Source organism: Erwinia sp. ErVv1, from assembly GCF_900068895.1.
GTDB lineage: Bacteria > Pseudomonadota > Gammaproteobacteria > Enterobacterales > Enterobacteriaceae > Erwinia.
The window spans coordinates 99,008-125,555 of the sequence record NZ_CDPK01000012.1; the positions used below are offsets into that span (position 1 = coordinate 99,008).

Here is a 26,548-nt window from a genome sequence, read left to right on the forward strand (position 1 = left end):
CTGAAAGCATTATGCGATGGTGATATCTTTTGCCAGGTAAACATCCTGCACGGCGTTAATCAGCGCGACGCCATCCTTCATCGACTTCTTAAACGCCTTACGTCCAAGAATCAGTCCCATACCGCCCGCACGTTTATTAATTACCGCCGTGCGCACCGACTCTGCGGTATCCGTTTCGCCTGCCGATGCACCGCCCGAGTTAATCAGCCCGGCGCGACCCATATAGCAGTTGGCCAGCTGATAACGCACCAGATCGATAGGATTATCGCTGGTCAGCTTGCTGTAAACGCGCTCATCGGTAGAGCCGAACTTAACGGCGTTGTAGCCGCCGTTATTTTCGGCCATTTTCTGCTTAACAATATCCGCACCGATGGTGGCTGCCAGATGATTGGCCTGTCCGGTCAGATCGGCGCTGGCGTGGTAATCGACCCCGTCTTTCTTGAAGTCATTATTACGCAGATAGGCCCACAGCACCGTCACCATGCCCAGCTCGTGAGCACGCTCAAAGGCCGCTGAAATCTCCTCCAGCTGGCGGCGCGACTGCTCAGAACCAAAATAGATGGTTGCTCCCACGGCAACGGCGCCCAAATTAAAGGCCTGATCCACACTGGCGTAGAGCGTCTGATCGTACTGGGTGGGATAGCTTAAGGTTTCGTTATGGTTAAGTTTCACCATAAAGGGAATACGGTGTGCATAGCGTCGCGAAACGGAGGCCAGCACGCCATAGGTTGAGGCCACGCAGTTGCAGCCTGCTTCAATGGCCAGTTCAACAATGTTTTTCGGATCAAAATAGAGTGGATTGGCGGCAAATGAGGCACCAGCCGAATGCTCCACTCCCTGATCCACCGGCAGGATCGAGAGATAGCCGGTCCCGGCCAGACGGCCGGTATTGTAGAGCGTTTGCATATTGCGCAGAACGGCAGGAGAACGATTGTTATCAATCATCACGCGATCAACATAATCCGCGCCCGGCAGGTAAAGACTCTCCGCGGGAATGGTCATACAGCGGTGCTGTAACAGAGAGTCCGCTTCTTTACCCAGTAACTGTGCAATATCCAACATGTTAGCTCCTGATCGATCGTGTGGAAGGGCGAACGGCTTTCGCCCTCTGTGTGGATTTCATACACCCACCATCCTGGACCCTTTCAGTCTGCTAATGCAAATTGCTGACTCCATTTTTCAGAACGATCCCAGTACTCATAAATTGCCACTCCCTACCACCAGCGATAAAAGTGGTGTACCGGGCCTGCGCCGTGGCCGACCTCCAGCGTATCGGCCTGCTCCAGCGCGCCCTGGAGCCACTGCCGTGCCTCCTGCATGGTGGTGCTCCAGTCATCATGACGAGGGCGAAGCGCCGCCAGTGCCGCTGAAAGCGTACAGCCCGTGCCGTGCGTATTGCGTCCAGGCACCCGGGGCGCGGTAAAACGCTGTTCGCCCTGCGAAGTCAGCAGCCAGTCGGGGCTTTCGCTATCGTGCAGGTGGCCGCCCTTTATCAACACCGCCTGACAGCCCAGCGCCAGCAGCGCCCTGCCCTGTTGCCGCATTTCGCTCTCAGTGCTGGCGATATCGCACTCCAGCAGCGCAGCCGCCTCGGGCAGGTTCGGCGTGATCAACGACACGTGCGGCAGCAGGCTCTGACGCATCGTGGCAACGGCGCGAGGGGAAAGCAGCGCATCACCGCTTTTCGCCAGCATCACCGTATCCAGCACCGTCCAGCGAATATCTGCCGCGCGAAGGGCCTTCGCCACCACCTCGACAATATCGCTGTCCGCCAGCATGCCGATTTTTACGCTGTCGATGCGTACATCCGTCAGCACCGAGCTGAGCTGCGCGGCCACAAAGTCCGCATCAACGCGCATCACCGACTGTACGCCACAGGTATTTTGCGCCACCAGCGCGGTAACCACGCTGGCGCCATAGGCGCCAAGAGCCGAAAAGGTTTTCAGATCGGCCTGAATACCGGCCCCGCCGCTGGGATCGGTTCCGGCAATCGTCAGTGCATTAATGCGCTTCATGCAACCTCCCCGGCGGGCGACAGGCAGGCGACAAGGCCAGATTCGGCATCAGGATTCAGGGTGATAATACGCGGCAGGCGCGGGGAAAACAGGAGAAGTGAGGCGGCGGATTCGCCCGGGTGAAGTACGTCAGGTTGGTTCATTATCGCGCTCCCAGCCAGCAGGCAGAAAGGCGAATGCGCTCAGGCATCTGACTTCCCTCCGCTGGCATTATCCAGTTCAGGTTCAACGGGTTTATCTCAGCTGTTTCTTTGGAAAGAAACGGCACCCCGAGTCATACTCTCAAGCCAGCAGCATAGGGAAGTGGCGCTTGCAAAGCAAGCTTGCCTTACTGTAAGCATCCCACCAAAACGGCCCATTCACTTTTAGAGATCTTCCGACATACTGATTATGTCCCCGGAGAGATCGCTATGCGTAAAATCCGATTCACCGGGAACCGATCATCGCCGTTCTGAAGTCTGTCGAAGCCGGACGCACCGTTAAAGATGTGTGCCGCGAGGCCGCTATTTCCGAAGCCAGTTATTACCACTGGAAGGCAAAATTTGGCGGGATGGAAGCCGCTGATATTAAAAAGAACAAAGATCCTGAGGACGAGAATCGTCATCTGAAGCAGATGAAAGGGAACTTCACCCTATCATTTTTTATCTTATAAATTACAGAAGGTAAATTAGGATTTCGAGTAGATATCAGGTATTCAAACTTAATCTCATACCCCAGTCCATTGACTATATGAGTTTTAAAACGTTTATTGTCGTCAAAATAAAAAAGTTATAAAAATAACTTTTATGCATAATTAATCATACATCCACTTGCCAGTTTTAGCTGATTCAGCAAACATTCTTACAGTAAGCGGTTTTCTGTTCTGCTTCATTTCATCGTTAATCTGGCCTCTTCTGAAAAACCTGCTTAATAGCGAAGCTTCTACAGGTGGATAGTATGCCTGGATATTCATTGCTGAGATATCAACACTGAATTTCTCACTGTAATCGTCTATGGCATATGGAAGTTCATCTAACTCGGCGTAGTCCTGTAGAACTGTATCCATCTCAAGAGCAATCCTTCCATTTTTCCATGAAAAAGGGACAGATAACTCATCTCTGAAAAACTCTAAAACGTCGGTTTCCGTTACCATATTTTATCCGTCCCACGAGCAACCGAATTGTAATGCGTTATCGTACGGTAAGTTATTTCAGCAACATCCTTTGAAAGTAGGATCCACCCTACTACCGGGATAGCACGACCAGTAAAAGTACTGATCTTATGGGTCAAAATGACCCTAAGAGTCCGTGGAGGGTAACCACCAACAACCGATGGAAGTTCAATTCCCCAGGGAAATTTTGCTTTAGGAAATACTCTTCGTGCGGCACGAGAAGCAAGAGAGGTTCCTGGCGTTGCCCTTGCAAATTTTCCTCTTGTTGAAAGGATATTGAGTCCTGAAACAATGGCAACGATAGATGCAAAGTCATTTACACCAACCTGTTCGGCAAACTCTTCACAGAAAATCATAAATAACAGCTCATTGGCTCTCAGGTTGGACCTTCCCGCATAGAAGTATGTCCCGTTAAGCTCTTCAGTTGTATCCATACCAAAATCCCTTTGAGTGATTAAACCAGCTTATAATAGCTCTTTTTTATTTTCAAGCAAGTTTGATAAATTCCATAGATCCCATAGAATCCATAAAGCCTATTTAACGTAACGACAAAAAGCGAGGCGATATCCTCAGCATCAGGGATGATCTAATAAGTAAGTTTGACGATTCTTTTCTCATTCTAAACTTATCCCTGCTTTTGAGACAAAGCCAGTTCGGAACATCTATGATGTAGCATACATCCCGGATGGAGCCTAAATAACCCACGGTAAACACCATCTATCCAGGTTCCATCATCAATACCCCAGTCATCCTTGTATAAGGCGAACCACTCATCACGACCAAAGGCAGCTCCATGACGGATTTTATTCTATGTATCCTGAATTTCTGCTTTTCTTTTTGAGAAGAACCCTCCAGAACCACGATCAACAATCCAGTATTTACCCGGTGGTAATGGACCATCACCTTTAATGGCACTGTAGGCCCCCTTGTTTCGGTAAATGCCATTACCAGAAAAAGCTATAAACACACCAACACCATACAGATTGAGAGGGGCATAATCAGCACCATTCATAATCATCTTCCCTTGTAATGCCATATATCACCTCATATCCTTATACTTAATGCGTGATTATGCTACAGATGATTTATTGTACGATCAACATGAATAGTTAATTTTCATAACTCTCATTTTTATAATCTATTTTTAGGCTAAATCAGTTTTTATTTTTCATTTTTAATAGTAAAAAAGAACCATAAAGATTTTATAAGAAATTTTCACTTCAAGCTTAAGTATAGTTAACCTATTCTGTATCTAATCAAGCCGGGTAATGCTTATTTCCCGGAAGGTGAAATTGAAGAACGCTTCAACTGGCGGCAGCACGAGCGGGAAAAAGAGGGCTTTTCTATCCGCTGGGTTGATGAAACTGCGCCCATACCGGACAATGGGGCTCTATTATTACCGGCACCATAGAACGGCCGGTAAATCAACCTGTGTAACTGTCACGCTATTAAAAGCAATCGCTCTGGCGGTCACATTACGCGTTCTTAAAACAACGCATCCCCTGCTGAGGGCCTTAATCGCAGGGTTGATCTGAGAAGTCCTGGTGCCCACGTCCCGACTGGCACCTCTGCAATTTCTTCTGCGATAATAGGGTCCAGATGCCCTCTCTTTTCACCAGAGAAAATACCGTTTTCTCACTGGCTATCGAATCATCAAAGAGTCCGCTTTCTGCGATCGTTACCGTTGCGGTGTCGGGTGACTCGCCCCCACTAACCTGCTGAGTTATCGTCAGAGGCGTGATCTCCTCCTGAAACCCCTCCCCCATCGCCCTGACTGCGAGATTAAGGGGAGTCGCAGATCCGCAGAAGCTGTCGCGTTCTGGCCGTTTTTCGTTACATCCCGTCAGCAGCGAGGCTAACAGGCAGGCTGTAAAGATCGAGGCTAAAGAGTGTGTTAAATCCATTTTATTGATCCCTGTGAAATAAAAACCCTGAGAAGGAAAACGTGCTGAAAATAAAACCTTCTGAGGTTAACGATAACGTGCTTAAAATATAACCTTTTGAGGTCAATGATAAATAGAAATTTAGCTTAAACGCCATTCTGCCACCTATTCATACCGTCGGCTTCCGCTGATCCTTCAGGCCCCTTACGCCATACGACCACGACGACTGTACGGGCACCCCTTACTTACGCGCCCACGCCATGCAGACGAAGCGGATAAGCAACACTCATCCCCACTACATATTAAAAATGGTTTATCCCCGCCCACATTTTGCTAAAGTCCGACATTCCGCTAATCTGAGGGGCACCCTGCCGGACAGACAGGCAGCAGACGGGAAGGTACATGATTAGACCGCTTAATGAAGAATATGGCATCAGCGTGGCGGCACTGAAGATGCTGCAATACCTGAAACAGATTTCACGCGGCGATGCGTCGTTTTCGATTCTGGACACCACTCTGAATCACCGCTGCAACGTCACGCCACCGGATAATTTCAAACTGCTGGATCAGCTGTTTGACGCCGGTAAGATTGATTACGACTACCGGGGAACCGGGCTTGACAGCGAACGGCACGTCAAGCTGGTCAGGTAGCGCCCCCACCGGGCCATCCGGGCGCACGGCGCGTTCGGGGACGTCGTTCCGCTGGCGGCCGACATCTGGCTAAGGTCCGGCTAAAACAGGATTATAAATGATAAATGTGCGGCCCTTTACCGAAGTCGATCGCCCTTTTCTGCGTACGCTTTTCCTTGCCTCGCGCAGGGCTAACTGGCCCTGGCTTGACGGCAGCGACTGGCGGCTGGAAGACTTTGACCGGGTCACGCTGGGCGAACGTATTCTGGTCGCGGAGGAGAACGGCCACCGGCTGGGTTTTGCCGCCCTGCTGCCGAACGATAATTTTCTGCATAGTCTGTTTGTCGATCCCGACGCGCAGCGGCGCGGTGTGGGTCGTGCATTACTGACCAGGGTGCAAAACGGGTTTACCTCTACCGGCGCACTCAAGTGTCTGAAGGCGAATAAAGCCGCCGCGGCCTTTTACCAGCAGCACGGCTGGCGAATATTGGCCGACGGCGAGAGCGAGCAGGGAGAGTACTGGCTGATGCACTTTGTACGCGGTATGAAGCCAGGCTAATGGCGCTCACATCCGGGTATGCGCCCCTGCGGGTACAGGTTACCCGCCCGGGTCAGGATGGAACAGCCGTAGCGAGGTAAATTTACCTGACTCTGGCTCAGCCTGTAAGTGCAGTTAATCAGCCTGTAAGTGCCGTTAAAGCGCGCGGAAGGCAATATCAGCCGGAACCACTTCACCCTGCCAGTAGAGCTGGGCGGCGACCTCTCCCGCCAGTTGACGATACAGCTGAGTCAGCTCGCTGTCCGGACGGCGCACCACCGTGGGCAGACCGTCGTCCAGATCCTCGCGCAGCGTAATATGCAGCGGAAGCTGGCTTAGCAAACGCGTATGGTACTGGCTGACCAGCTTCTCCGCCCCGCCGCTGCCGAAGATCGATTCGGCATGGCCACAATTGCTACAGATATGTACGCTCATATTTTCCACCACGCCCAGCACCGGCACGCTGACCTTCTCAAACATGACTATCCCCTTGCGGGCATCCGCGAGAGCAATATCCTGCGGGGTGGTGACCACCAGCGCGGCGGTAACCGGCACGTTCTGCGCCAGCGTCAGCTGAATGTCTCCGGTGCCCGGCGGCATATCCAGGATCAGATAGTCCAGCTCTGACCAGAGCGTTTCATTCAGGAGCTGCATCAGCGCCTTGCTGGCCATCGGGCCGCGCCACACCATGGCATTATCTTCCGTTACCAGGTAGCCGATGGAGTTGGTCGCCAGCCCGTGAGCCATAATGGGTGCCATATGGGTGCCATCCGGCGACGTAGGCCGCTCGTCCCGCGTACCGAGCATATCGGGGAGTGACGGGCCATAAATATCGGCATCAAGCAGCCCGACCTTCGCCCCTTCGGCTGTCAGCGCCAGCGCCAGATTCACCGCCGTGCTGGATTTCCCCACCCCGCCTTTGCCGGAGCTGACGGCAATGATGTTCTTCACCCCTTTAACGCCCGGCAGGTTTTTCACCCGCTTTAGCGTGGCAACCTCGTGGCTCAGCCGCCAGCTAATCGCCTCTGCGCCGGTCAGACGCAGCAGCTCGGCGCTGGTCGTCTCTTTCAGTACTTCAAACCCGCTGTTCCAGACGAAAGGCATTAGCAGGTCAATATGCAGGGTATTATCCATCAGCGCGCAGTGGTGGAGCGCCTTAAGCGAGATGAGATTAGCCTGAAGCGTTGGGTGTTCAAAGTGGGTCAGAATACCCATCACTATGGCGCGCAGCGCTTCCGGAGAGTGCTGCTGCTGGGCGTTTAACGACATCCCGACTCCTTTTTTTCAGTGTGAGGTGTAATCGCTAAGCATACCAGATGTCGCTTAAGCCAGCGCGATGCCCGGCAAAATCCCGAATCGGGATCGCAGTACAGTTTACGCAGGGACGACACTCGGTTACCATCTATCCCCCCTATTTAAACAGGTATAGCAAGTCTTACTATGACTCAAGTCGCGAAAAAAATATTGGTAACGTGCGCCCTGCCGTACGCTAACGGTTCCATCCATCTCGGCCACATGCTCGAGCATATCCAGGCAGATATATGGGTTCGTTACCAGCGAATGCGCGGCAATCAGGTTTACTTCATCTGTGCGGATGACGCGCACGGCACCCCGATCATGCTGAAGGCTCAGCAGTTGGGTATTGCCCCCGAGCAGATGATTGCCGAAATGAGTCAGGAACATCAGACCGACTTTGCCGGTTTTGACATCAGCTATGATAACTACCATTCGACGCACAGCGACGAAAACCGGGAGCTTTCCTCGCTGATTTATGGCCGCCTGAAGGAAAATGGTTTTATCAAAAACCGCACCATTTCACAGCTTTACGATCCGGAAAAAGGCATGTTCCTGCCGGACCGCTTTGTGAAAGGCACCTGTCCGAAATGTAAATCGGCCGATCAGTACGGTGATAACTGCGAAGTATGCGGTGCCACCTACAGCCCAACCGAGCTGATTGAACCTAAGTCCGTGGTGTCGGGGGCGACGCCGGAAATGCGCGATTCTGAACACTTCTTCTTCGACCTGCCCGAGTTTAGCGAAATGCTCAGGGCGTGGACGCGTTCGGGCGCGCTCCAGGAGCAGGTCGCGAATAAGATGCAGGAGTGGTTTGAATCGGGGCTGAATCAGTGGGACATCTCCCGGGATGCGCCCTACTTCGGCTTTGAAATCCCCGATGCACCGGGCAAATATTTCTACGTCTGGCTGGATGCACCTATCGGCTATATGGGCTCGTTCAAAAACCTGTGCGACAGGCGTGGAGACATTGATTTCGACGCCTTCTGGAAGAAGGATTCCGACGCCGATCTTTATCACTTTATCGGCAAGGATATCGTCTATTTCCACAGCCTGTTCTGGCCAGCGATGCTTGAAGGCAGTAACTTCCGCAAGCCAACCAACCTGTTCGTGCATGGCTATGTGACGGTTAACGGCGCGAAGATGTCCAAATCACGCGGCACCTTTATTAAGGCCAGCACCTGGTTACAGCATCTGGATGCGGACAGCCTGCGCTACTATTACGCCGCCAAGCTCTCCTCGCGCATTGATGATATCGATCTGAATCTGGAAGATTTCGTGCAGCGCGTTAATGCCGATATCGTCAACAAGGTGGTGAATCTGGCCTCGCGCAACGCGGGTTTTATCAACAAACGTTTCAACGGTCGGCTCTCCGCCGAACTGGCCGATCCGGCGCTGTATAAAACCTTTACCGATGCCTCGGTCAGCATTGGCGAAGCCTGGAACAGCCGTGAGTTCAGCCGCGCGGTGCGTGAAATTATGGCACTGGCGGACATGGCTAACCGCTACGTAGACGAGCAGGCGCCGTGGGTAGTGGCGAAGCAGGAAGGGCGCGATGCCGATCTCCAGGCAATCTGCTCAATGGGCCTGAACCTGTTCCGCGTGCTGATGACCTGGCTGAAGCCTGTGCTCCCTTCATTGAGCGCGCGCGCTGAAACGTTTTTAAACCAGACCCTGAGCTGGGAGGGTATCGAACAGCCGCTGCTCGACCACGATATCTCAGCCTTTAAGGCGCTCTACAGCCGTATTGAGATGGATAAAGTCAATGCGCTGATCGAAGCCTCCAAAGAGGATGCCGCCGCCAGCCAGCCCGCCCCAACCGGCCCGCTGGCCGATGCGCCCATTCAGGAGACGATTAGCTTTGATGACTTCGCCAAAGTGGATATGCGTATCGCGCTGATCCAGGACGCCACGCTGGTTGAAGGCTCTGACAAGCTGCTGCGCCTGACGCTGGACGTGGGCGGCGAAACGCGCCAGGTATTCTCGGGTATTCGTGCTGCCTATCCGGATCCAGAGGTGCTGAAGGGCCGCCTGACGGTGATGGTGGCAAATCTCGCACCGCGTAAAATGCGCTTCGGTCTTTCCGAAGGCATGGTGATGGCGGCTGGCCCGGGCGGTAAGGATATCTTCCTGCTCAGCCCGGACAGCGGCGCGCAGCCGGGAATGCAGGTTAAATAAGCCTGTACGGCGGCATTATTCAGCCCGGGCTGGCCGGGTCGAATAATGCACATTGAGGGGCGACAGGGTTCGCCCCTTTTTTATTCTCACCGCCTGAGTCACACTACGCTTTATTCTCCATCATGGGATTCACGTTCATCAAAGCAGGAGTTCCTCATGCATCGCGCGCTGTCAATTATCTGGCGATACCTTCGCGCCTTTATCATCATTTATCTCTGTCTGTACGCCGGAAACGGCATCGCTTCCCTGCTGCCGGTGGCTATTCCCGGCAGTATCATCGGCATGCTGATCCTCTTTGCGCTGCTGGCCTCGCAGATTATGCCGGTTGAGTGGGTCAGGCCCGGCAGCCACCTGCTTATCCGCTATATGGCGCTGCTGTTTGTGCCCATCAGCGTCGGCATAATGAACTACACGCAGATATTGAGCGCGCAGTTTGGCCCGATTGTTATCTCCTGCGTCGTCAGCACCTTTGTGGTTCTGCTGACCGTTGGCCTGATTTCACACCGTCTGCACGGCAGAACAGCGGGATTACCGGAGGCGGAAAATGAGTGATATCTGGTGGTCGCTGCCGCTTACCCTGCTGGTGTTCCTCGCAGCCCGTAAACTGGCCGCTAAGGTGAAAATCTCGCTGGTTAATCCGCTGCTGGTGTCCATCGTGGTGATTGTGCCGCTGCTGGTGCTGCTGAAGATGCCCTACGCCCGCTATTTTCAGGGCAGCTCGCTGCTGAATCAGCTTTTGCAGCCCGCCGTGGTCGCACTGGCGCTACCGCTCTACGAGCAAATGCATCAGATTCGGGCGCGCTGGAAGTCGATTATCAGCGTCTGTTTTATCGGCAGTATGACCGCGATGATCTCCGGCACGGCCATTGCCCTCTGGCTGGGCGCGTCGCCGCAAATAGCGGCAACCATTATGCCTAAGTCCGTCACCACGCCGATTGCCATGGCCGTTTCCGCGACCCTGGGCGGCATCCCGGCGATCAGCGCGATCTGCGTACTGATGGCCGGCGTACTGGGTGCGGTTTTTGGTCATATGCTGCTTAACCTGTGCAAAATAAAGAGTAAGGCGTCGCGCGGACTGGCCATTGGCAACGCGTCGCACGCGCTGGGCACCGCCCGCTGCGCCGAGCTGGACTATCAGGAAGGGGCTTACAGTTCGCTGGCGCTGGTGATCTGCGGCATCATTACCTCGCTGCTGGCACCCTTTATCTTCCCGATCATGATGCACCTGTGGCGGTAAACTTGCGGCAAGTCCCGCATTTGTAGATTCTTTTTCACATATTACATTGTAAATGTGAACAAAATCACATACAACGCTGCGGAGGCTCGCCAGAATAAGCGGCCAAATCTGCCAGAGAGGCCTGATATGCACCCACGTTTCCAGGCAGCGTTTACCGCGCTGCCCACGCCGCTGCAGAGCGCCCTGCTGCCTGTACTTTCCCGTGATGATTTTGCGGCTTTTTTCACCCCGCAGCAGGTTGAAGAGATCAAAAATGTTAGCGGTCTGAACGATCGCGAGCTGGCGTTTGCCCTGCTGCCGCTGGCAGCCGCCTGCGCCGTTGCCCCGCTTTCAGACTTTAACGTCGGCGCGGTCGCGCGCGGCAAAAGCGGTCATTTGTGGTTCGGTGCCAATATGGAGTTCAGCGGCGCCACCATGCAGCAGACGGTCCATGCCGAGCAGAGCGCGATTACTCACGCCTGGCTCATGGGCGAACGGCAGCTGGAGGCGATCACCGTTAACTACACGCCCTGCGGTCACTGCCGCCAGTTTATGAATGAGTTAAACAGCGGAACCGCGCTGAAAATCGATCTGCCAGGACGCGACACCGCCACGCTCGGCCACTATCTGCCGGATGCCTTTGGGCCGCGTGACCTGGCGATCCAGACCCTGCTGATGGATGAAACTGATCAGGGGATTCAGCCAACGGGCGATGCGCTGACGCAGGCAGCCCTTCTGGCCGCTAACCGCAGCCATGCGCCTTATACCCAGGCCTGGAGCGGCGTCGCGCTTGAGGCGTCGGACGGCGCTATTTTTGCCGGTTCCTATGCGGAAAACGCCGCATTTAACCCCAGCCTCCCGCCGCTGCAGGCCGCGCTGATTTTGCTGAACCTGTCCGGGCGCAGCGTGCAGCAAATCCGGCGGGCGGTACTGGCTGAATCAGCGGAGGCGAAGGTGATTCAGTACCAGGCAACCGAAGCAACGCTTCGGGCGCTGGGCTGTAACCATCTGACCGTGACACCGCTGGCCTGACCCCATTATCCCGCCGTGGGTGCGGCCAGATGGCCCATTGCGCCGCACCTTAACGGCAATAGTGCTGCTGCTTTTGTTATCAATTGTTAACAAAAGCTGTACTTTCAGATGAATTATTTTAGGATTGTTCCACATCTTCCCGCTTCGAATGAGTAATACCCGCATGGAACTCGACTACGAAAGTAAAAGACCGCTCTATATCCCTTACGCTGGCCCTATCCTGCTGGAATTCCCCCTGCTGAATAAGGGCAGCGCCTTCTCCGTCGAAGAGCGTAACGATTTTAACCTCAACGGCCTGCTGCCTGAAACGGTGGAAACCATTGAAGAACAGGCCCAGCGCGCATGGCGACAGTTTGAGGATTTCAAAAACGATAACGACAAGCACGTCTACCTGCGTAATATCCAGGACACTAACGAAACGCTGTTCTATCGCCTGCTGGACAATCATCTTGAAGAGATGATGCCGATTATCTACACCCCAACCGTGGGTGCTGCCTGCGAACACTTCTCTGAAATTTACCGTCGCGCGCGCGGGCTGTTTATCTCTTACCCCAATCGCGGCAGCATTGAAGATATGCTGCAAAACGCCACCAAGCAGAACGTTAAGGTGATCGTGGTCACCGACGGTGAGCGCATTCTTGGCCTGGGCGACCAGGGGATCGGCGGTATGGGGATCCCAATTGGTAAGCTGTCGCTGTATACCGCCTGCGGCGGGATCAGCCCGGCCTATACCCTTCCTGTAGTACTGGACGTCGGCACCAACAACCAGCAGCTGCTGAACGACCCGCTGTATATGGGCTGGCGTCACCCGCGCATCACCGGCGAAGAGTACGATAACTTCGTTAACGAATTTATCCAGGCCGTGAAGAGCCGCTGGCCAAACGTGGTGTTGCAGTTCGAGGACTTCGCGCAGAAAAATGCGATGCCGCTGCTGGAGCGCTATCGCGATGAAGTGTGCTGCTTTAACGATGACATTCAGGGCACCGCGGCGGTCACCCTGGGGACGCTAATTGCGGCCAGTCGCGCAGCGGGCAGCACCATGAGCGAGCAGACGGTGGTCTTCCTCGGTGCCGGTTCTGCGGGCTGCGGTATCGCCGAACAGATTATCGCGCAGATGAAATCAGAAGGACTGAGCGACGAAGAGGCGCGCGCGCGCGTTTATATGGTCGATCGCTTTGGCCTGCTCACCGATAAACAGCCGAACCTGCTCAACTTCCAGACGAAGCTGGTACAGAAGAGTGAAAAGCTGACGCACTGGGATGTCGCGTCTGACTCGCTGTCGCTGCTGGATGTGGTGCGTAATGCGCGTCCTGACATCCTGATTGGCGTATCCGGTCAGCCGGGCCTGTTTAGTGAAGAGATCGTGCGGGAAATGCACAAGCACTGTCCGCGTCCCATTGTGATGCCGCTCTCTAACCCCACGTCACGCGTGGAAGCCACGCCGCAGGATATTCTGGCCTGGACCGAGGGTGCAGCACTGGTCGCGACCGGCAGTCCGTTCTCGCCGGTGCTGCTGAAAGAGAAGACCTATCCTATCGCCCAGTGTAATAACTCCTACATCTTCCCGGGTATCGGCCTGGGCGTCATCGCCTCCGGTGCAACCCGCGTGACCGACAGTATGCTGATGGCCGCGAGCCGCGCGCTGGCAGACTGCTCTCCGCTGGTCAATGACGGCAGCGGTCCGGTACTGCCTGAGGTGAAGGATATTCAGGGCGTATCGAAAGTGATCGCCATGGCGGTGGGCAAGGCTGCTCAGCTGGCAGGCGTAGCGGTAGTGACGTCTGAAGACGTCCTGTCGAAATCCATCGCCGCTAACTTCTGGCTGCCGCAGTACCGTAACTACCGTCGTACTTCAATCTGATCCTGCTGCCGGGCGTTACCCTCGCCCGGCTTTTTCCCGCCCTCTGTTCCGCCCCGGCGCGCATTGTGCGAAATGCCACCATATGGTGCACCGCTGCTTGCTTCGTTTCGTCGGGTAAAGTAGCCTTGACCCATCCTTAGGCAGCAACGCTGAGCAACGTCCGGCATGGTAAAACGCTTGATTTATGGTCTGATTATCATCGCTACGCTGATGGTAGTGACCGCGCTCGGCCTGGATCGCTGGATAAGCGTCAAAACCGCGCCCTGGGTCTACGACGATCTTAAATTTTTGCCGCACCGCCAGGTGGGTGTGGTTCTGGGTACTGCTAAGTACTACCGGACCGGCGTCATTAATCAGTACTACCTTTACCGTATTCAGGGTGCGATTAACGCCTATAACAGCGGCAAGGTAAATTACCTGCTGCTGAGCGGTGATAATGCCCAGCAAAGCTACAACGAGCCGATGACCATGCGCCGCGATCTGATTGCCGCAGGGGTAGACCCGGCAGATATCGTGCTCGACTACGCCGGGTTTCGCACGCTGGACTCGATTGTGCGCACCCGCAAAGTGTTTGATACCAACGATTTCATTATAATCACCCAGCGTTTTCACTGTGAGCGCGCGCTGTTTATCGCCCTGCATATGGGGATTCAGGCCCAGTGCTATGCGGTGCCGTCGCCGAAGAATATGATCAATATTCGCGTACGTGAGGTGGGTGCTCGCCTGGGCGCGCTGGCAGACTTGTATCTGATGAAGCGTGAACCGCGTTTTCTTGGCCCGCTGGTGCCCATTCCGGCAAGACAGGAGGTGGCGGAAGATGCCCAGAGCTACCCCGCCGTGACGCCGGAGCAGCTGCTGGAGCTACAGGAAAAGCTGGAGAAAAAACCGCACGACCCTCAGTGAGGGCGTCATTCTGCCCGACGCCCGCACGCGGCGGGCGCAGGACAACTTTACTTCTTCCGCGAATATTTCAGCGAGTCGAGCGCCACGGCGAAAATGATAATGCCGCCCTTAATAATGTACTGCCAGTAAGGGTTCACGCCGATATAGGTCAGGCCGTAGTTAATCACGGTGAAAATCAGCACCCCGGTGACCACGCCCGCTACCGTTCCTACGCCGCCCGCGAAGGAGACGCCGCCCACCACGCAGGCCGCTATCGCATCCAGCTCATACATAAAGCCCAGATTGTTGGTCGCCGATCCAATACGCCCGGCTTCCAGCATGCCGCCGAAGGCATAAAACACGCCCGACAAGGCGTAAATCAGGATCAGGTTAAAATTAACGTTAACGCCCGAGACCTTAGCCGCTTCCGGGTTACCGCCAATGGCAAAGATATTTTTACCGAAGCGGGTTTTATTCCACAGTACCCAGACGAAGAAAATGGCGATAGCCGCGTAAAAGGTAATGTACGACAGCTTGAAATCACCGAAGCGGATAAACCCCTGCGCAAACGTTGAAAACTTCTCGTCAAAGCCCGCAATCGGCGAGGCACCCACATAGTCGTAATAGAGTGAGTTAATGCCGTAGACGATAATCATGGTGCCCAGGGTGGTGATAAAGGGCGTCACTTTCAAATAGGCAATAATCAGCCCATTCACCAGCCCGATAATACCGCCGATAAAGCATACCGCGAGGATAACCAGCGGGATCGGCACCGTATCCATCTGCGGGAATACCTTATTAGCGTTATCCATCGCCTGGAGCAGCGTCGCGGCGACAACCGCCGCGAGGCCGACCTGACGACCCGCTGACAGGTCGGTACCCTGGGTCACAATCAGCCCGGCAACGCCCAACGCAATAATAATACGTACCGACGACTGGGTTAAAATATTGCTCAGATTCATTAAGCTCAGGAAGGTGGGATCCTGAAAGATAATAATCGCCAGCAGCACCAGTAATACAACGTATATTCCGCCCTCTTTCAACCAGGTGAGCGCACTTTTCTTATTAACTGCTTTCATGGTAACAGCCCTTACCTCATTAAAGGTGCAATGATGCCAAACGTAATATTTCGTTTTGCGTAGCGGTTTTTGTGTCTACTATGCCTGCAACCATGCCGTTACTCATTACCAGAATCCGGTCGGTAATGCCTATCAGCTCTGGCATTTCGGAGGAGATAATAATAATGCCCTTCTCTCTCTTCGCCAGCTCTGAAATAAGCTGATAAATTTCAAACTTTGCCCCAACGTCAATGCCGCGCGTTGGCTCATCCAGCATTAATATTTCAGGCTGGGTGAGCAGCCAGCGGCCAATAATAACCTTCTGCTGATTCCCTCCCGATAAGGAGCCAATCGACGTGCGGTGCCCCGGCGTTTTCACCCGCATGGCATCAATAACCCACTGGGTGTCGCTTTTCATGCGCTTATTATCAAGCAGTCCCACGCTGTTTTTATATTTACGAATATTGGAAATCAGGGAGTTGAAGCCGATATCCAGGAAAGCGTAAATGCCCGTCGCGCGACGCTCTTCGGTAACCAGCGCAAAGCCGTGATTAATTGCTTCGTTGGCGCTGTGGTTATTGATCTTTTTGCCGTGCAGCCGGATGGTGCCGCCGGACTTCTCGCGAATGCCAAACAGGGTTTCGACAATATCGGTGCGCTTTGCCCCCACCAGTCCGGCAATGCCCAGGATTTCACCCTTGCGCAGATCGAAGGAGATATCGCGGATCGACGGCTGGCGCAGCGAGGTGAGGTTGCGCACTTCCAGAATGGTTTCCCCCGGCACGTTCGATTTATCCGGGAAGCGCTGATTGAGCGAACGCCCCACCATCATCGCTATAATCTTATCCATATCCAGCCCTTCCAGCGGCTGGGTAATAATCCACTGACCATCGCGCAGGATGGTTATCTCATCACACAGCTGGAAAATCTCCTCCATTTTATGCGAAATATAAACGATCCCACAGCCGCGCGCTTTCAGCTTACGGATGATCGTGAACAGATGATTCACCTCTTTTTCCGTCAGCGAGGAGGTCGGCTCATCCATAATGACAATTTTTGCATCATAGGAAAACGCTTTGGCTATTTCGATCATCTGCATCTGCGAGACGGACAGCGTAATCACTTTATCGCGCGGGTCGATATTAATATCCAGCTCGTCGAATATCGCTTTGGTATCGCGATACATTTTATCCTGATCGACAAATATGCCTTTTTTCGGGTAGCGTCCGAGCCACATATTATCCATTACGGTGCGCTGGAGTACCAGGTTCAGCTCCTGATGCACCATCGACACGCCGTTTTCCAGCGCTTCCTTCGCGCTGTTAAAATTAACTTCCTGGCCCTGGAAAAGAATGGTTCCCGCGTCTTTGCTGTAAATGCCAAACAGGCATTTTAATAACGTCGATTTCCCCGCGCCATTTTCCCCCATCAGGGCATGGACGGAGTGCGGACGCACTTTTAGATTTACATGGTCCAGCGCTTTCACACCCGGGAATGACTTACTGACATCGGTCATCTCCAGCAGATATTCACGCTGTGTTTGCACTTTATCACTGGCCATAGTTCTACCTGGCTAATCGTTGCGTGAAACCAGGCGGGCCCGATCGCCAGCCCGGTAGCGGGCGCAGAGGGCTGCGCCCGTCAGATCTGAGTTATTTAGAGAACTGGGCCAGGTTGTCTTTATCCACCGGCACGTACGCCACGCGTACCACTTTGCCATCCAGCTTGTACTGGGTGCCTTCGGTTGCGGGCTTGCCAGCGGCCAGGTTTTTCGCCAGTTCAAAAGTCGCTTTCGCCTGGTTCCCGGCATCGTTCAGCACGGTGCCGGCCATCGCGCCTGATTTCACCATGGCCAGCGCTTCCGGCAGGGCATCGACGCCGAAGACCGGTACGGAGGATTTGTTATGGGCTTTCAGTGCCTCGACGGCACCCATGGCCATCGCATCGTTATTGGCGATGACCACTTCAATTTTGTTGCCGTTCGGGCCGGAGAGCCAGGCATCCGTCTTGTCTTTCGCCTGGGCAGTGTCCCACATCGCGGTATCAAGATGCAGCTGCTGGGTTTTCAGGCCGTCTTTATTCAGGGTGTCGATAACATATTTGGTGCGGGCTTCCGCATCCGGATGGCCAGGCTCGCCTTTGAGCAGTACGAACTGGATCACGCCATCTTTGTTCAGATCCCATGACGGGTTGGCTTTCCAGTGTTTCTCAATCAGTTCGCCCTGCTTCACCCCGGACTCTTTTGAGTCGGTCCCGACGTAATACGCTTTGTCATAGCTGGCCAGCGCTTTGGCGGTCGGCTCTTTATTGAAAAAGACCACCGGAATATCATTCGCTTTGGCTTTCGCTATCACCACTGCCGCCGCTGCCGGGTCAACCAGATTGATTGCCAGCGCCTTAACGCCTTTGGCGACCATCACATCGATCTGATCGTTCTGGGTGGACTGGCTGTTCTGTGAGTCATTCATCAGCAGCTGGATGCCTGCGCTGTTTTTGGCTTCTTTCTCGATGTCTTTACGCACGACGGACATAAAGTTGTCGTCATATTTGTATATCGTTACGCCGATACGGGTGTCGGCGGCGTGAACCGCTGCACCGAACATCATGCTGGCAGCCAGGGCGGTGAGGGTGAAAGCCTTCTTCATAATATCTCCGGTTTTAAACAGGGTGGTCTGCGGCGTCGCGGGTCTGCAACAGCGCGATCCCGGCGAGGCGTTAAGGTTGACGTAACGTTAAGCAAAGCCAAATATTTGTTAAATAAAAACGACTTCCCCCTGCGGTACCACTTCCGAATGGCGATGTAAGTAATTATTTCACATCGCCAGAAACCGCCTTCATATAAGGGTTGACCTGCGTTACATAATGTTTCATTGCCGTCAGGTCGCAGCCATCATAGAGAATGGGATGTTAATTAACTGTGAATTTACTCACAGATTGAAAACGGTTACACCAGGGAATCACCTGAGTTAGTGACCGGCTCCGCATTTTGGCAGTAGGCTACCGAATGACGGCGTACCAGCGTGGGCATAAAGCAGTGCTGTTCGCTTTCATCCAGCTCACCAGCCGCGCCCCTGAGGGCTAATTCTGTCGCCAGCTTTGCCATAGAAATAATCGGGTAGCGCACCGTCGTTAACTGCGGATCGGTATAGCGTGAAATGGGAATATCATCGAAGCCGACCAGGGATAACGCCTGCGGCACCCGGATGCCGTTATCCTTCAGTGCGGCCAGCGCGCCTGCCGCCATACTGTCGTTATAGGCAAAAACCGCACTCAGATGCAGGTTGCGGCCAAGCAGCTCAACCATTGCCGCTTCGCCCCCCTGCATATCCGGCTCACCGCTGGCTATCCAGTTTTCCGGCGGCAGAATGCCCTGCTCCAAAAGCCCCTGCCGCCAGCCCTCACGTCGCTGATGCACATCTTCAATCCCGTGGCTGGAGGCCAGATAACCGATACGTTGATGTCCCTGCTGATGCAGCATGCGGGTGGCCATCAGCGCACCGCTGACGTTATCCAGACAGACGCAGCGGTGTGCGTAGCCCGGCACCACGCGATTGATCAGCACCATGCCGGGCACCTCGTCCATCAGCGAAATCAGCTCTGCATTCTCAAGCGCCTTCGCATGCACCACCAGGGCGTTACAGCGCTGACGGATCAGTACCTCAATGGCATGGCGCTCTTTGTCTGCCTGATGATAGGAGTTGTTAATCAGCACGTGCTTTTGCCAGCGCTGTGCAACGGAATCCACCGCCTTGACCAGCGCACCAAAGAAGGGATCGGAGACGTCCATCACGACAACGCCAAGGGTATCGCTGACCTGGGTAACCAGCGCCTGAGCATTGGCATTGGGTCGATAGCCGAGGCCCTCGACCGCCTTTAACACCGCATCCCGGGTGCTTTGCGTGACGATGGCGCTGTTATTGAGTACGCGTGAGACGGTGGCCACCGAGACGCCCGCCGCGCGGGCGACATCACGAATGGTCATCATGGGCAGTTGCCCGGGGAGAATGGTCGTTGCATAGCCCTTCCAGATGTCAGGTTGACTGGAGGCTATTCTTACAGCATCAGCGGCGGGGCTACGTGAAAGTCGTCACAGGGATGAAAACGGTTACAACGCTTTATCCTGCCTTTGTGAGCGGCATCATCTTCCTGACGATGCGGACATTACTCCTTTCCCGGATAGCCCGTCGTCAGGGGCCGCCCGCCGCTCAGCAGCGTCAGTCTGCGCCATAGCCATTCAACCGGACCCTGACGGAAATGGCGCAGCCAGCAGAGGGAGAACGACAGGTTGATCAGCCAGACGGCAGGCACCATCGCCACCAGCTGCCAGCGATCCCATTGGTTAAACCAGCCCAGGCGGTTAAAAACGGTGGTGCATATCAGGGTTTGCAGCAGATAGTTGGTTAGCGCCATACGCCCCACGCAGCTCACTGCCCGGGTTATCCTCAGGCGCGACAATGTGGGCCAGTAGCCAAAACAGAGCGCCGCGTACCCTACTGCCTGTAACGGCGCGCTGATTTCACGGGGAACCTGCAGAAAAAAGCCGGACCAGCGGAATTCCCAGCCGGAAGCCCACTGTAAAGCGATAGCGGGAAGCTCAATCAGCCAGGCCAGCGAGATGAGGATCGCGGCGGTGCGACGATAATGTGCCAGGCTATAGCTGCCTTTCAGCCAGCCGCTGCGCATCAGGGCGCTGCCGACCATCATCAACCCGGCCAGCTGCCAGCCATACTGCACCGCCAGCGCCATCAGGCCGGATGAGAAGAGATCGAGCCGGTTCTGAATCGCAGGCCAGCCCCCCTGGGTCTTCCAGAAGGTTTCGTACTGCACGTCGGCAAATCCCGGGAGCCAGCTACTGTTGGGATGCACAGAGGCTCCCAGCCCCAGCACGACAAGCGCACAGCTGCCAACCAGATAGAGCATTACGCCGGTATTGAAGAGCTGACGGCTGGAGGAGACATCGCGGATCATCCGCCAGACCACCAGCCCAATCAGCCCGTAGTCGAACAGGATATCGCCGTCCCACAAAAGCGTACCGTGCAGGAAACCTAACAGCACCAGCCAGGTGAGCCGCGCCTGGAGCCAGCGTTTGCCGCGCGGCAGCAGCATCTGCAGACCGGCACCAAACAGCAGGGCAAACAGGGCAAGGAATTTTTCCTGGGCAAAGAGATCGACCAGCGCCCAGCACCAGGCGTCATAATCCGGCGGCAGCCCGTGCCAGGCCGGATTAAGGTAGGCGGCCCGGGGCAGGCCAAACGCGATGATATTGAGCAGAAGAATGCCCAGAATAGCCAGCCCACGGATAAAATCCAGCGTGTGAATACGCGGCATGAGGCCTGTCCTGTGTTAAAGCAAACCAGATGGCCCGTCAGGCATCAGCTATGGCGTACTGCGCGAAGAAACTCCTGCCGCGTGTTCTGGCTGGATTTGAATAATCCTCCCAGCGACGTGGTGGTGGTGGCACTGGTCGCATCGCGAATGCCGCGCGCCTTCACGCAGTAATGTACCGCATCAATGGATACGGCCACGTTATTGGTGCCGAGCAGGGTTTGCAGCGCCACTAAAATCTGCTGGGTAAGACGCTCCTGCACCTGCGGGCGCGAGGAGAAAAACTGCACGATGCGGTTAATCTTCGACAGGCCGATGACCTTTTCCTTAGGGATGTAGGCCACGGTGGCCTTACCGTCGATAATGACAAAGTGATGTTCACAGGTGCTGGTCAGGGTGATATCACGCACCGTCACCATTTCATCGACCTTCATCTTATTTTCGATAACGGTAATTTTGGGAAAATTGGCGTAGTCGAGACCAGAGAAGACCTCATTAACGTACATTTTCGCGACGCGATGCGGCGTTTCGGCCAGGCTGTCGTCTGTAAGGTCCAGATTCAGTAGCTGCATGATTTCAGTCATATGACCGGCGATCAGGCGTTTGCGGGTTTCGTCATCCATTTCACGCGCAGGCGAGCGTAACGGGGTTTCCAGTCCACGCGCAAGCAGCGCTTCGTGAACCAGTGCGGCTTCCTGACTTAACGTAGCCATGGCGATCTTTTCTCCAGCGGGTGTTATTCCGGCCCCGGGCGGGACCGGCAAAAATTCTGAGGCGCTATTCTGGTACACAATGCGACGTTAATCCAGTGAATCAATTTAAACCGGGATGAAACTGTTTCACGCAGCTTCAGGCACAGGGTACTCAGGATGCGGGTGGCGTCTTTTACGCCGCCGCCGGGTCGCGCTTCCAGACCAGCGCGCCGGCCACCAGCAGCGCCACCCCGGCCACGTACAGCGCGGGCTCCAGCCGGTGCGTTAGCTGGGTGGAAAGCGCCGACAGCAGCGGCCCCAGCAGCTGACCTACCGCATAGCCAGTGGTTAACAGGCCCGCCATATAGCGGGCATGCTGCGGCGCCAGCTCGCGGGCGTAGTGCAGGGTAAGCTGCACTACGCAGAGAAAACCGCCCCCCATCAGCACCGCACCCAGCGCCAGACCGCCGATCCCCGGCATCATCTCGACGACAAAGACCCCCGCCGCCTGTGCCCAGAGCACGATCGCCAGCCGGACGTTAGCCTGACCAAAATGGCGGGTGAGAATGCCAAGACCAATGCCGATAACCGCTGCCCCGCCAAATATCGGCCAGACGTACTGGGCAAAGGGACTGCCAGGAAAGCGCGAAACCGCCATCTGTGACAGAAAGGTCGCGGGCAGGATATAGCCAAAACCCGCCAGACTGTAGCTCCAGACCAGCTTTTTCAGACCCCGCGTCAGCACCAGCGGCGCAGGTGCCGTTTCAGGACGGTGAAGCTCCCCGGACCCCGGCAGGTTGCGGGCAATAAGCGCAATCAGGACCAGCGCCAGCAGTCCGTAGGCCAGCCACGCCGTAGCGGCGCTGACGTGCTGACCGTGCAGTACGACTGCCAGCATGCCGCTAAGAAAGATCCCGGTTCCCGGCCCGGCGAAAACGGCGGCGCTCAGTCCGGCACGGCCATATTTATGCAGCTGTTCATTACTCCAGGCGGCAATCAGCACCATGGCCCAGCCGCTGGCCCAGCCAATCAGAAAGCGGACGATGCCATGCAGCCAGGGTCCTTCAACGCAGGCTGAGAGCAGCGTCAGCCCCACCGCCCCCCAGACGCCGACCTTCAGACGACGCTCCACCCGTCGGGTCGCGCGCATGGCATCGTAAGAACCGCACAGATAGCCGAGATAGTTGATGGCGGCCACTACCGCCGCGCTGGTCAGGGAGAGCTGATGCTCGCCGATCATCAGCGGCACCTGTGGGGTGAAGGCAAAGCGGCCAATCCCCATCGCAACCACCAGTGATAAAAAAGCGCTTAGCGCCACGCGAAAATCCATATCCCCGCTCCTGAAGTTAGTTGCGCCCGTCGACAGCTTGCCGACAAAGGGTTGCCAGTATGATGCAGGATCGCTACACTGACGGAAAGTGAATAATCATCACCAACTTGCTTACAAAAAGAGAAGGCATGGATCTGACGCAGTTGAAAATGTTCTGTTCAGTAGCAGAAACGGGTTCGCTGGCACGCGCGGCTGAGCAGCTGCACCGCGTACCCTCCAACCTGACCACGCGTCTGCGCCAGCTGGAGCAGGAACTGGGGGCCGATCTCTTTATCCGCGAGAAGCAGCGCCTGCGCCTTTCGCCGGTAGGGCATAATTTTCTCTGCTACGCCCAGCGCATTCTGGCGCTGAGTGAGGAAGCGATGAGTATGGCGCATAACGGCGAGCCGGGGGGCAATTTTGCCCTCGGCTCAATGGAGAGCACGGCGGCGACCCGCCTGCCCGTGCTGCTGGCCGCTTATCATCAGCGTTACCCTGGCGTGGCCCTGTCGCTGATAACCGGCACCTCTGGCGAGGTTATCAGCCGGGTACGCGAAGGTACGCTGGCCGCGGCGCTGGCCGATGGTCCCATTACGGCGGACGAGCTTAACAGCTGCATTGTCTTCCATGAAAAGATGGTGTTGATTTCAGGTCTCGGCCATACGCCCATTCATCATCCCGCCGATGCCGTGGGGGAAACGCTGTTTGCCTTTCGCCCCAGCTGTTCCTATCGGCTGCGCTTCGAAAACTGGTTTCGCAGCAGCGGCATTCAGCCCGGCAGTTTTATGGAGATACAGTCTTACCACGCGATGCTCGCCTGCGTGGCCAGCGGCGCGGGGCTTGCCCTGCTGCCCGAATCGGTTCTCGGGCAGCTTCCGGCTCGGGCGGGCGTCCAGCGTCATTCCCTGCCCGCTGACGTCAGCGAGACCGACACCTGGCTGGTCTGGCGGCGTGACGCCTTTACCCCTAACGTAAAGGCACTGAAGTCGCTAATTATTGAGCACATCGACGATGCGTCAGATCCTGACGAAATTCGTCCATAATTAATAATCCCCCTGATGCACTGAAACGACTAAAGAGAATAACTATGGAAATGATCAAAACGCGCGCCGCCGTGGCCTGGGCTGCCGGTGAGCCACTCAAAATTGAAGAAGTTGATTTAATGCCACCGCAAAAAGGCGAAGTGCTGGTGCGCATCGTGGCAACCGGCGTGTGCCATACCGATGCTTACACCCTTTCCGGCAAGGATCCTGAGGGCGTGTTCCCGGCCATCCTCGGCCATGAAGGCGGCGGTATTGTTGAAGCCGTGGGCGAAGGCGTCACCAGTGTAGCCGTTGGCGACCACGTTATCCCGCTTTACACCCCGGAGTGTGGTCAGTGTAAATACTGTCTTTCCGGTAAGACCAACCTCTGCCAGGCCATCCGTACCACCCAGGGTAAAGGGCTGATGCCGGATGGCACTACCCGCTTCTTTAAGGACGGTAAACCCATTTTCCACTATATGGGCACCTCGACCTTCTCCGAATATACCGTGATACCGGAGATTTCACTGGCGAAAATCAGCAAAGAGGCGCCGCTTGAAGAGGTGTGTCTGCTGGGCTGTGGCGTGACCACCGGCATGGGTGCGGTAATGAATACCGCCAAAGTGAAGGAAGGCGATACGGTGGCAATTTTCGGTCTGGGCGGCATTGGTCTGTCTGCCATCATCGGCGCAAAAATGGCGAAGGCGGGTCGCATCATTGGTATTGATATCAATACCAGCAAATACGATCTGGCAACCAAACTGGGCGCAACCGATCTGATTAACCCGAAAGACTATGATAAGCCGATTCAGGAAGTGATCGTTGAGATGACCGATGGCGGGGTGGATTTCTCCTTCGAGTGCATCGGGAACGTTAACGTGATGCGTTCAGCGCTTGAGTGCTGTCATAAAGGCTGGGGCGAGTCGGTGATTATCGGCGTGGCGGGCGCGGGAGAAGAGATTTCAACCCGGCCTTTCCAGCTGGTGACCGGGCGCGTCTGGCGCGGTTCCGCGTTTGGCGGCGTGAAGGGTCGGACTCAGCTACCGGGCATCGTTCAGCGCTACATGGACGGCGAGTTCCAGCTGAACGATTTTATTACCCATACGATGCCGCTGGAAGAGATCAATGACGCGTTTGATCTGATGCATGAAGGCAAGTCGATCCGTTCCGTGGTGCATTTCAGTAAATAATCGGGAGGATTAATGGCGTCCACGCTGGAACTACTTGAAGAACATCGTCTGTTTGGCGGCTGGCAGCAGCGCTATCGCCATCGTTCTGCCACCCTGAACGCCGATATGACGTTCAGTATTTTCCTGCCCGGCCCTAAGCGCGATGCGCCCCCGCCGGTGGTCTATTTTCTGGCTGGCCTGACCTGCACCGATGAGAATTTTGCCACTAAGTCAGGTGCGCAGCGCGTGGCGGCTGATTTGGGTCTGGTGCTGGTGATGCCGGATACCAGCCCGCGCGGAGAAGGCGTAGCCAATGATGAGGGTTACGATTTGGGCCAGGGCGCAGGATTTTATCTGAACGCGACCGAAGCGCCCTGGAAGCCCCATTTCCGCATGTACGATTACATTAACGAGGAGCTACCGGCACTGATTGCCAGTAATTTTCACGTTAGCGATCGTCAGGCCATCATGGGGCATTCGATGGGGGGGCACGGTGCCATTATGCTGGCTTTGCGTAATCCGACCCGCTTTCGTTCCGCGTCGGCGTTTGCACCCATTGTTAACCCGATGGAGGTGCCCTGGGGGCAGAAGGCGTTTAGCGCCTATCTGGGCGAGGATCGGCAGGCATGGTGCGAGTATGATAGCTGCTGGCTGATGCGTCAGGCGTCATCAACGCCGCCATTGCTTATCGATCAGGGTGACAGCGATCAGTTCCTGGCCGATCAGCTGCACCCGGAGAGGCTGGAAGCGATTGCTCAGGAGAAGGGTTTTCCGTTAACCGTACGGATCCAGCCGGGTTACGATCACAGCTATTTCTTTATTGCGAGTTTCGTGGAGGATCATTTGCGCTTCCACGCTGAGCATTTGCTGGCGTAACGAGGTTGTTTTGCGCGTATAAAGGGTTCCCATCGGGGAGCCCTTTTTTTTGGGCGGTCCGGGTTGTCGCCTGGGCTCCTGGGCCGGCAAAGGTCCGGAGTGTCGCTTGGGGGTGGGGGCCGGTGCGGCAAAGGTCCGGGGTGTCGCCTACGGGTGGGGGCCGGTGCGGCAAAGGTCCGGGGTGTCGCCTACGGGTGGGGGNGTCGACCTTTCGGACCGGGCATGACGGGACGTCCCTGTCCCGGCATGCCCTTGTGCCAGCATCCCTGCTGGCCCATCCGGGTCTTCCTCCCTGCGCTCAGCGCTGTGGATTGCCTGTCACCGGCCCCCACCCGTCTGCTCCTTTCGCATTGTGCTCGCTACGTGTAAAAGCGGTTCGGAGCTTTAACTGGGATCCTTTGCATGGATGCCTCTTCGTT

24 protein-coding genes, 2 pseudogenes and 1 riboswitch are annotated in these 26,548 nt (G+C 55.4%); of the genes and pseudogenes, 12 read left to right on the forward strand and 14 right to left on the reverse strand.

All coding sequences use genetic code 11. The features are described 5' to 3' along the window. Nucleotides 1-9: 9 nt before the first annotated feature. The 3 genes from fbaB to A1830_RS22745 all read right to left on the reverse strand — a co-directional run bounded on the left by fbaB (nt 10) and on the right by A1830_RS22745 (nt 2,158). Nucleotides 10-1,062, reverse strand: a complete 1,053-nt coding sequence (fbaB, locus tag A1830_RS16075) for a class I fructose-bisphosphate aldolase (protein ID WP_067708539.1) — start codon at nt 1,060-1,062, stop codon at nt 10-12. Nucleotides 1,063-1,214: 152 nt separating this feature from the next. Next, complete coding sequence (thiD, locus tag A1830_RS16080) at nt 1,215-2,015, reverse strand: bifunctional hydroxymethylpyrimidine kinase/phosphomethylpyrimidine kinase (protein WP_067708543.1); 801 nt, start codon at nt 2,013-2,015, stop codon at nt 1,215-1,217. Further along, nucleotides 2,012-2,158: a hypothetical protein gene (locus tag A1830_RS22745; protein WP_156485020.1), complete on the reverse strand. Its 147-nt coding sequence runs from the start codon at nt 2,156-2,158 to the stop codon at nt 2,012-2,014. The genes thiD and A1830_RS22745 overlap by 4 nt, the downstream gene beginning before the upstream one ends. A gap of 36 nt (nt 2,159-2,194) precedes the next feature. Then, a riboswitch (TPP riboswitch) is annotated at nt 2,195-2,297 on the reverse strand. Between the two features lie 128 nt (nt 2,298-2,425). On the opposite strand from A1830_RS22745, the pseudogene A1830_RS16085 reads away from it, so the two are divergent. Then, nucleotides 2,426-2,664: pseudogene (locus A1830_RS16085) on the forward strand (transposase); the annotation flags it as partial. Nucleotides 2,665-2,808: 144 nt separating this feature from the next. Here the strand turns inward: A1830_RS16085 and A1830_RS16090 are convergent. From A1830_RS16090 to A1830_RS16100, 3 genes and pseudogenes are all read right to left on the reverse strand, one after another. Then, nucleotides 2,809-3,147: a DUF1493 family protein gene (locus tag A1830_RS16090; protein WP_067708546.1), complete on the reverse strand. Its 339-nt coding sequence runs from the start codon at nt 3,145-3,147 to the stop codon at nt 2,809-2,811. Continuing rightward, complete coding sequence (locus A1830_RS21645) at nt 3,141-3,599, reverse strand: STM2901 family protein (protein ID WP_073981037.1); 459 nt, start codon at nt 3,597-3,599, stop codon at nt 3,141-3,143. The genes A1830_RS16090 and A1830_RS21645 overlap by 7 nt, the downstream gene beginning before the upstream one ends. A 245-nt stretch (nt 3,600-3,844) precedes the next feature. Beyond that, nucleotides 3,845-4,201: pseudogene (locus A1830_RS16100) on the reverse strand (DUF2778 domain-containing protein); the annotation flags it as partial. 1,249 nt (nt 4,202-5,450) lie between these two features. Here A1830_RS16100 and A1830_RS16110 point away from each other — a divergent pair. Both A1830_RS16110 and A1830_RS16115 read left to right on the forward strand, forming a co-directional pair. Next, nucleotides 5,451-5,699 (forward strand): hypothetical protein, encoded by a 249-nt coding sequence (locus A1830_RS16110; RefSeq protein ID WP_067708556.1) that lies wholly within the window; start codon nt 5,451-5,453, stop codon nt 5,697-5,699. A 100-nt stretch (nt 5,700-5,799) separates the two neighbouring features. Further along, complete coding sequence (locus A1830_RS16115; RefSeq protein ID WP_067708721.1) at nt 5,800-6,237, forward strand: GNAT family N-acetyltransferase; 438 nt, start codon at nt 5,800-5,802, stop codon at nt 6,235-6,237. A 135-nt stretch (nt 6,238-6,372) separates the two neighbouring features. Here A1830_RS16115 and apbC read toward each other — a convergent pair whose 3' ends face one another. After that, entirely contained in the window at nt 6,373-7,485 is a 1,113-nt protein-coding gene (gene apbC, locus A1830_RS16120; RefSeq protein WP_067708558.1) for an iron-sulfur cluster carrier protein ApbC, read from the reverse strand. A gap of 171 nt (nt 7,486-7,656) precedes the next feature. Here apbC and metG point away from each other — a divergent pair, with 171 nt between their 5' ends. From metG to sanA, 6 genes are all read left to right on the forward strand, one after another. Further along, a complete protein-coding gene (gene metG / locus A1830_RS16125; protein WP_067708562.1) occupies nt 7,657-9,687 on the forward strand; it encodes a methionine--tRNA ligase in 2,031 nt (676 codons plus the stop codon). A 156-nt stretch (nt 9,688-9,843) separates the two neighbouring features. Continuing rightward, nucleotides 9,844-10,239, forward strand: a complete 396-nt coding sequence (locus A1830_RS16130) for a CidA/LrgA family protein (protein ID WP_067708566.1) — start codon at nt 9,844-9,846, stop codon at nt 10,237-10,239. Then, nucleotides 10,232-10,924 carry a CidB/LrgB family autolysis modulator gene (locus tag A1830_RS16135; RefSeq protein ID WP_067708569.1) on the forward strand — a complete coding sequence of 231 codons (693 nt, stop codon included), beginning with the start codon at nt 10,232-10,234 and terminating at the stop codon, nt 10,922-10,924. The genes A1830_RS16130 and A1830_RS16135 overlap by 8 nt, the downstream gene beginning before the upstream one ends. Before the next feature lie 126 nt (nt 10,925-11,050). Continuing rightward, complete coding sequence (cdd, locus tag A1830_RS16140) at nt 11,051-11,935, forward strand: cytidine deaminase (RefSeq protein WP_067708571.1); 885 nt, start codon at nt 11,051-11,053, stop codon at nt 11,933-11,935. A 163-nt stretch (nt 11,936-12,098) separates the two neighbouring features. Next, the gene (locus A1830_RS16145; protein WP_067708728.1) at nt 12,099-13,796 is read left to right on the forward strand and encodes an NAD-dependent malic enzyme; all 1,698 of its coding nucleotides are present in this window, start codon (nt 12,099-12,101) and stop codon (nt 13,794-13,796) included. 165 nt (nt 13,797-13,961) lie between these two features. Then, a complete protein-coding gene (gene sanA / locus A1830_RS16150; RefSeq protein ID WP_067708574.1) occupies nt 13,962-14,699 on the forward strand; it encodes an outer membrane permeability protein SanA in 738 nt (245 codons plus the stop codon). 47 nt (nt 14,700-14,746) lie between these two features. Here the strand turns inward: sanA and mglC are convergent, their stop codons facing one another. The 7 genes from mglC to A1830_RS16185 all read right to left on the reverse strand — a co-directional run bounded on the left by mglC (nt 14,747) and on the right by A1830_RS16185 (nt 23,083). Next, nucleotides 14,747-15,757 carry a galactose/methyl galactoside ABC transporter permease MglC gene (mglC, locus tag A1830_RS16155; protein ID WP_067708577.1) on the reverse strand — a complete coding sequence of 337 codons (1,011 nt, stop codon included), beginning with the start codon at nt 15,755-15,757 and terminating at the stop codon, nt 14,747-14,749. A gap of 19 nt (nt 15,758-15,776) precedes the next feature. Further along, nucleotides 15,777-17,297 (reverse strand): galactose/methyl galactoside ABC transporter ATP-binding protein MglA, encoded by a 1,521-nt coding sequence (gene mglA, locus A1830_RS16160; protein ID WP_067708580.1) that lies wholly within the window; start codon nt 17,295-17,297, stop codon nt 15,777-15,779. Nucleotides 17,298-17,388: 91 nt separating this feature from the next. Beyond that, nucleotides 17,389-18,384 (reverse strand): galactose/glucose ABC transporter substrate-binding protein MglB, encoded by a 996-nt coding sequence (gene mglB / locus A1830_RS16165; RefSeq protein WP_067708584.1) that lies wholly within the window; start codon nt 18,382-18,384, stop codon nt 17,389-17,391. A gap of 296 nt (nt 18,385-18,680) precedes the next feature. After that, on the reverse strand, nt 18,681-19,721 hold the full coding sequence (gene galS, locus A1830_RS16170; protein WP_067708587.1) for an HTH-type transcriptional regulator GalS: 1,041 nt from the start codon (nt 19,719-19,721) through the stop codon (nt 18,681-18,683). 176 nt (nt 19,722-19,897) lie between these two features. Then, on the reverse strand, nt 19,898-21,064 hold the full coding sequence (gene yeiB / locus A1830_RS16175; protein WP_067708590.1) for a DUF418 domain-containing protein YeiB: 1,167 nt from the start codon (nt 21,062-21,064) through the stop codon (nt 19,898-19,900). Between the two features lie 44 nt (nt 21,065-21,108). Further along, nucleotides 21,109-21,774: a GTP cyclohydrolase I FolE gene (gene folE, locus A1830_RS16180; protein ID WP_067708593.1), complete on the reverse strand. Its 666-nt coding sequence runs from the start codon at nt 21,772-21,774 to the stop codon at nt 21,109-21,111. A gap of 172 nt (nt 21,775-21,946) precedes the next feature. Further along, complete coding sequence (locus tag A1830_RS16185; RefSeq protein WP_067708596.1) at nt 21,947-23,083, reverse strand: YbfB/YjiJ family MFS transporter; 1,137 nt, start codon at nt 23,081-23,083, stop codon at nt 21,947-21,949. Nucleotides 23,084-23,211: 128 nt separating this feature from the next. Between A1830_RS16185 and A1830_RS16190 the strand changes: the two genes are divergently transcribed. Genes A1830_RS16190 through fghA form a run of 3 tightly spaced genes read left to right on the forward strand, consistent with a single transcriptional unit; the run spans nt 23,212 to nt 26,129 of the window. Beyond that, the gene (locus A1830_RS16190) at nt 23,212-24,105 is read left to right on the forward strand and encodes a putrescine utilization regulator PtrR (RefSeq protein ID WP_067708601.1); all 894 of its coding nucleotides are present in this window, start codon (nt 23,212-23,214) and stop codon (nt 24,103-24,105) included. Between the two features lie 44 nt (nt 24,106-24,149). Continuing rightward, nucleotides 24,150-25,274 carry an S-(hydroxymethyl)glutathione dehydrogenase/class III alcohol dehydrogenase gene (locus tag A1830_RS16195; protein ID WP_067708605.1) on the forward strand — a complete coding sequence of 375 codons (1,125 nt, stop codon included), beginning with the start codon at nt 24,150-24,152 and terminating at the stop codon, nt 25,272-25,274. A 12-nt stretch (nt 25,275-25,286) separates the two neighbouring features. Beyond that, nucleotides 25,287-26,129: an S-formylglutathione hydrolase gene (fghA, locus tag A1830_RS16200; protein WP_067708607.1), complete on the forward strand. Its 843-nt coding sequence runs from the start codon at nt 25,287-25,289 to the stop codon at nt 26,127-26,129. The last annotated feature ends 419 nt before the right edge of the window (nt 26,130-26,548 follow it).

Excerpts from the sequence above, each read along its gene's own strand:
- A1830_RS16110 (WP_067708556.1), top strand. The coding sequence starts at position 5,451 with ATGATTAGACCGCTTAATGAAGAATATGGCATCAGCGTGGCGGCACTG.
- A1830_RS22745 (WP_156485020.1), bottom strand. The coding sequence starts at position 2,158 with ATGAACCAACCTGACGTACTTCACCCGGGCGAATCCGCCGCCTCACTT.
- A1830_RS16145 (WP_067708728.1), top strand. The coding sequence starts at position 12,099 with ATGGAACTCGACTACGAAAGTAAAAGACCGCTCTATATCCCTTACGCT.
- A1830_RS21645 (WP_073981037.1), bottom strand. The coding sequence starts at position 3,599 with ATGGATACAACTGAAGAGCTTAACGGGACATACTTCTATGCGGGAAGG.
- fbaB (WP_067708539.1), bottom strand. The coding sequence starts at position 1,062 with ATGTTGGATATTGCACAGTTACTGGGTAAAGAAGCGGACTCTCTGTTA.
- mglA (WP_067708580.1), bottom strand. The coding sequence starts at position 17,297 with ATGGCCAGTGATAAAGTGCAAACACAGCGTGAATATCTGCTGGAGATG.
- metG (WP_067708562.1), top strand. The coding sequence starts at position 7,657 with ATGACTCAAGTCGCGAAAAAAATATTGGTAACGTGCGCCCTGCCGTAC.
- yeiB (WP_067708590.1), bottom strand. The coding sequence starts at position 21,064 with ATGCCGCGTATTCACACGCTGGATTTTATCCGTGGGCTGGCTATTCTG.
- A1830_RS16195 (WP_067708605.1), top strand. The coding sequence starts at position 24,150 with ATGGAAATGATCAAAACGCGCGCCGCCGTGGCCTGGGCTGCCGGTGAG.
- A1830_RS16190 (WP_067708601.1), top strand. The coding sequence starts at position 23,212 with ATGGATCTGACGCAGTTGAAAATGTTCTGTTCAGTAGCAGAAACGGGT.
- sanA (WP_067708574.1), top strand. The coding sequence starts at position 13,962 with ATGGTAAAACGCTTGATTTATGGTCTGATTATCATCGCTACGCTGATG.
- apbC (WP_067708558.1), bottom strand. The coding sequence starts at position 7,485 with ATGTCGTTAAACGCCCAGCAGCAGCACTCTCCGGAAGCGCTGCGCGCC.
- A1830_RS16135 (WP_067708569.1), top strand. The coding sequence starts at position 10,232 with ATGAGTGATATCTGGTGGTCGCTGCCGCTTACCCTGCTGGTGTTCCTC.
- A1830_RS16130 (WP_067708566.1), top strand. The coding sequence starts at position 9,844 with ATGCATCGCGCGCTGTCAATTATCTGGCGATACCTTCGCGCCTTTATC.
- galS (WP_067708587.1), bottom strand. The coding sequence starts at position 19,721 with ATGATGACCATTCGTGATGTCGCCCGCGCGGCGGGCGTCTCGGTGGCC.
- A1830_RS16090 (WP_067708546.1), bottom strand. The coding sequence starts at position 3,147 with ATGGTAACGGAAACCGACGTTTTAGAGTTTTTCAGAGATGAGTTATCT.
- mglC (WP_067708577.1), bottom strand. The coding sequence starts at position 15,757 with ATGAAAGCAGTTAATAAGAAAAGTGCGCTCACCTGGTTGAAAGAGGGC.
- A1830_RS16185 (WP_067708596.1), bottom strand. The coding sequence starts at position 23,083 with ATGGATTTTCGCGTGGCGCTAAGCGCTTTTTTATCACTGGTGGTTGCG.
- thiD (WP_067708543.1), bottom strand. The coding sequence starts at position 2,015 with ATGAAGCGCATTAATGCACTGACGATTGCCGGAACCGATCCCAGCGGC.
- fghA (WP_067708607.1), top strand. The coding sequence starts at position 25,287 with ATGGCGTCCACGCTGGAACTACTTGAAGAACATCGTCTGTTTGGCGGC.
- folE (WP_067708593.1), bottom strand. The coding sequence starts at position 21,774 with ATGGCTACGTTAAGTCAGGAAGCCGCACTGGTTCACGAAGCGCTGCTT.
- cdd (WP_067708571.1), top strand. The coding sequence starts at position 11,051 with ATGCACCCACGTTTCCAGGCAGCGTTTACCGCGCTGCCCACGCCGCTG.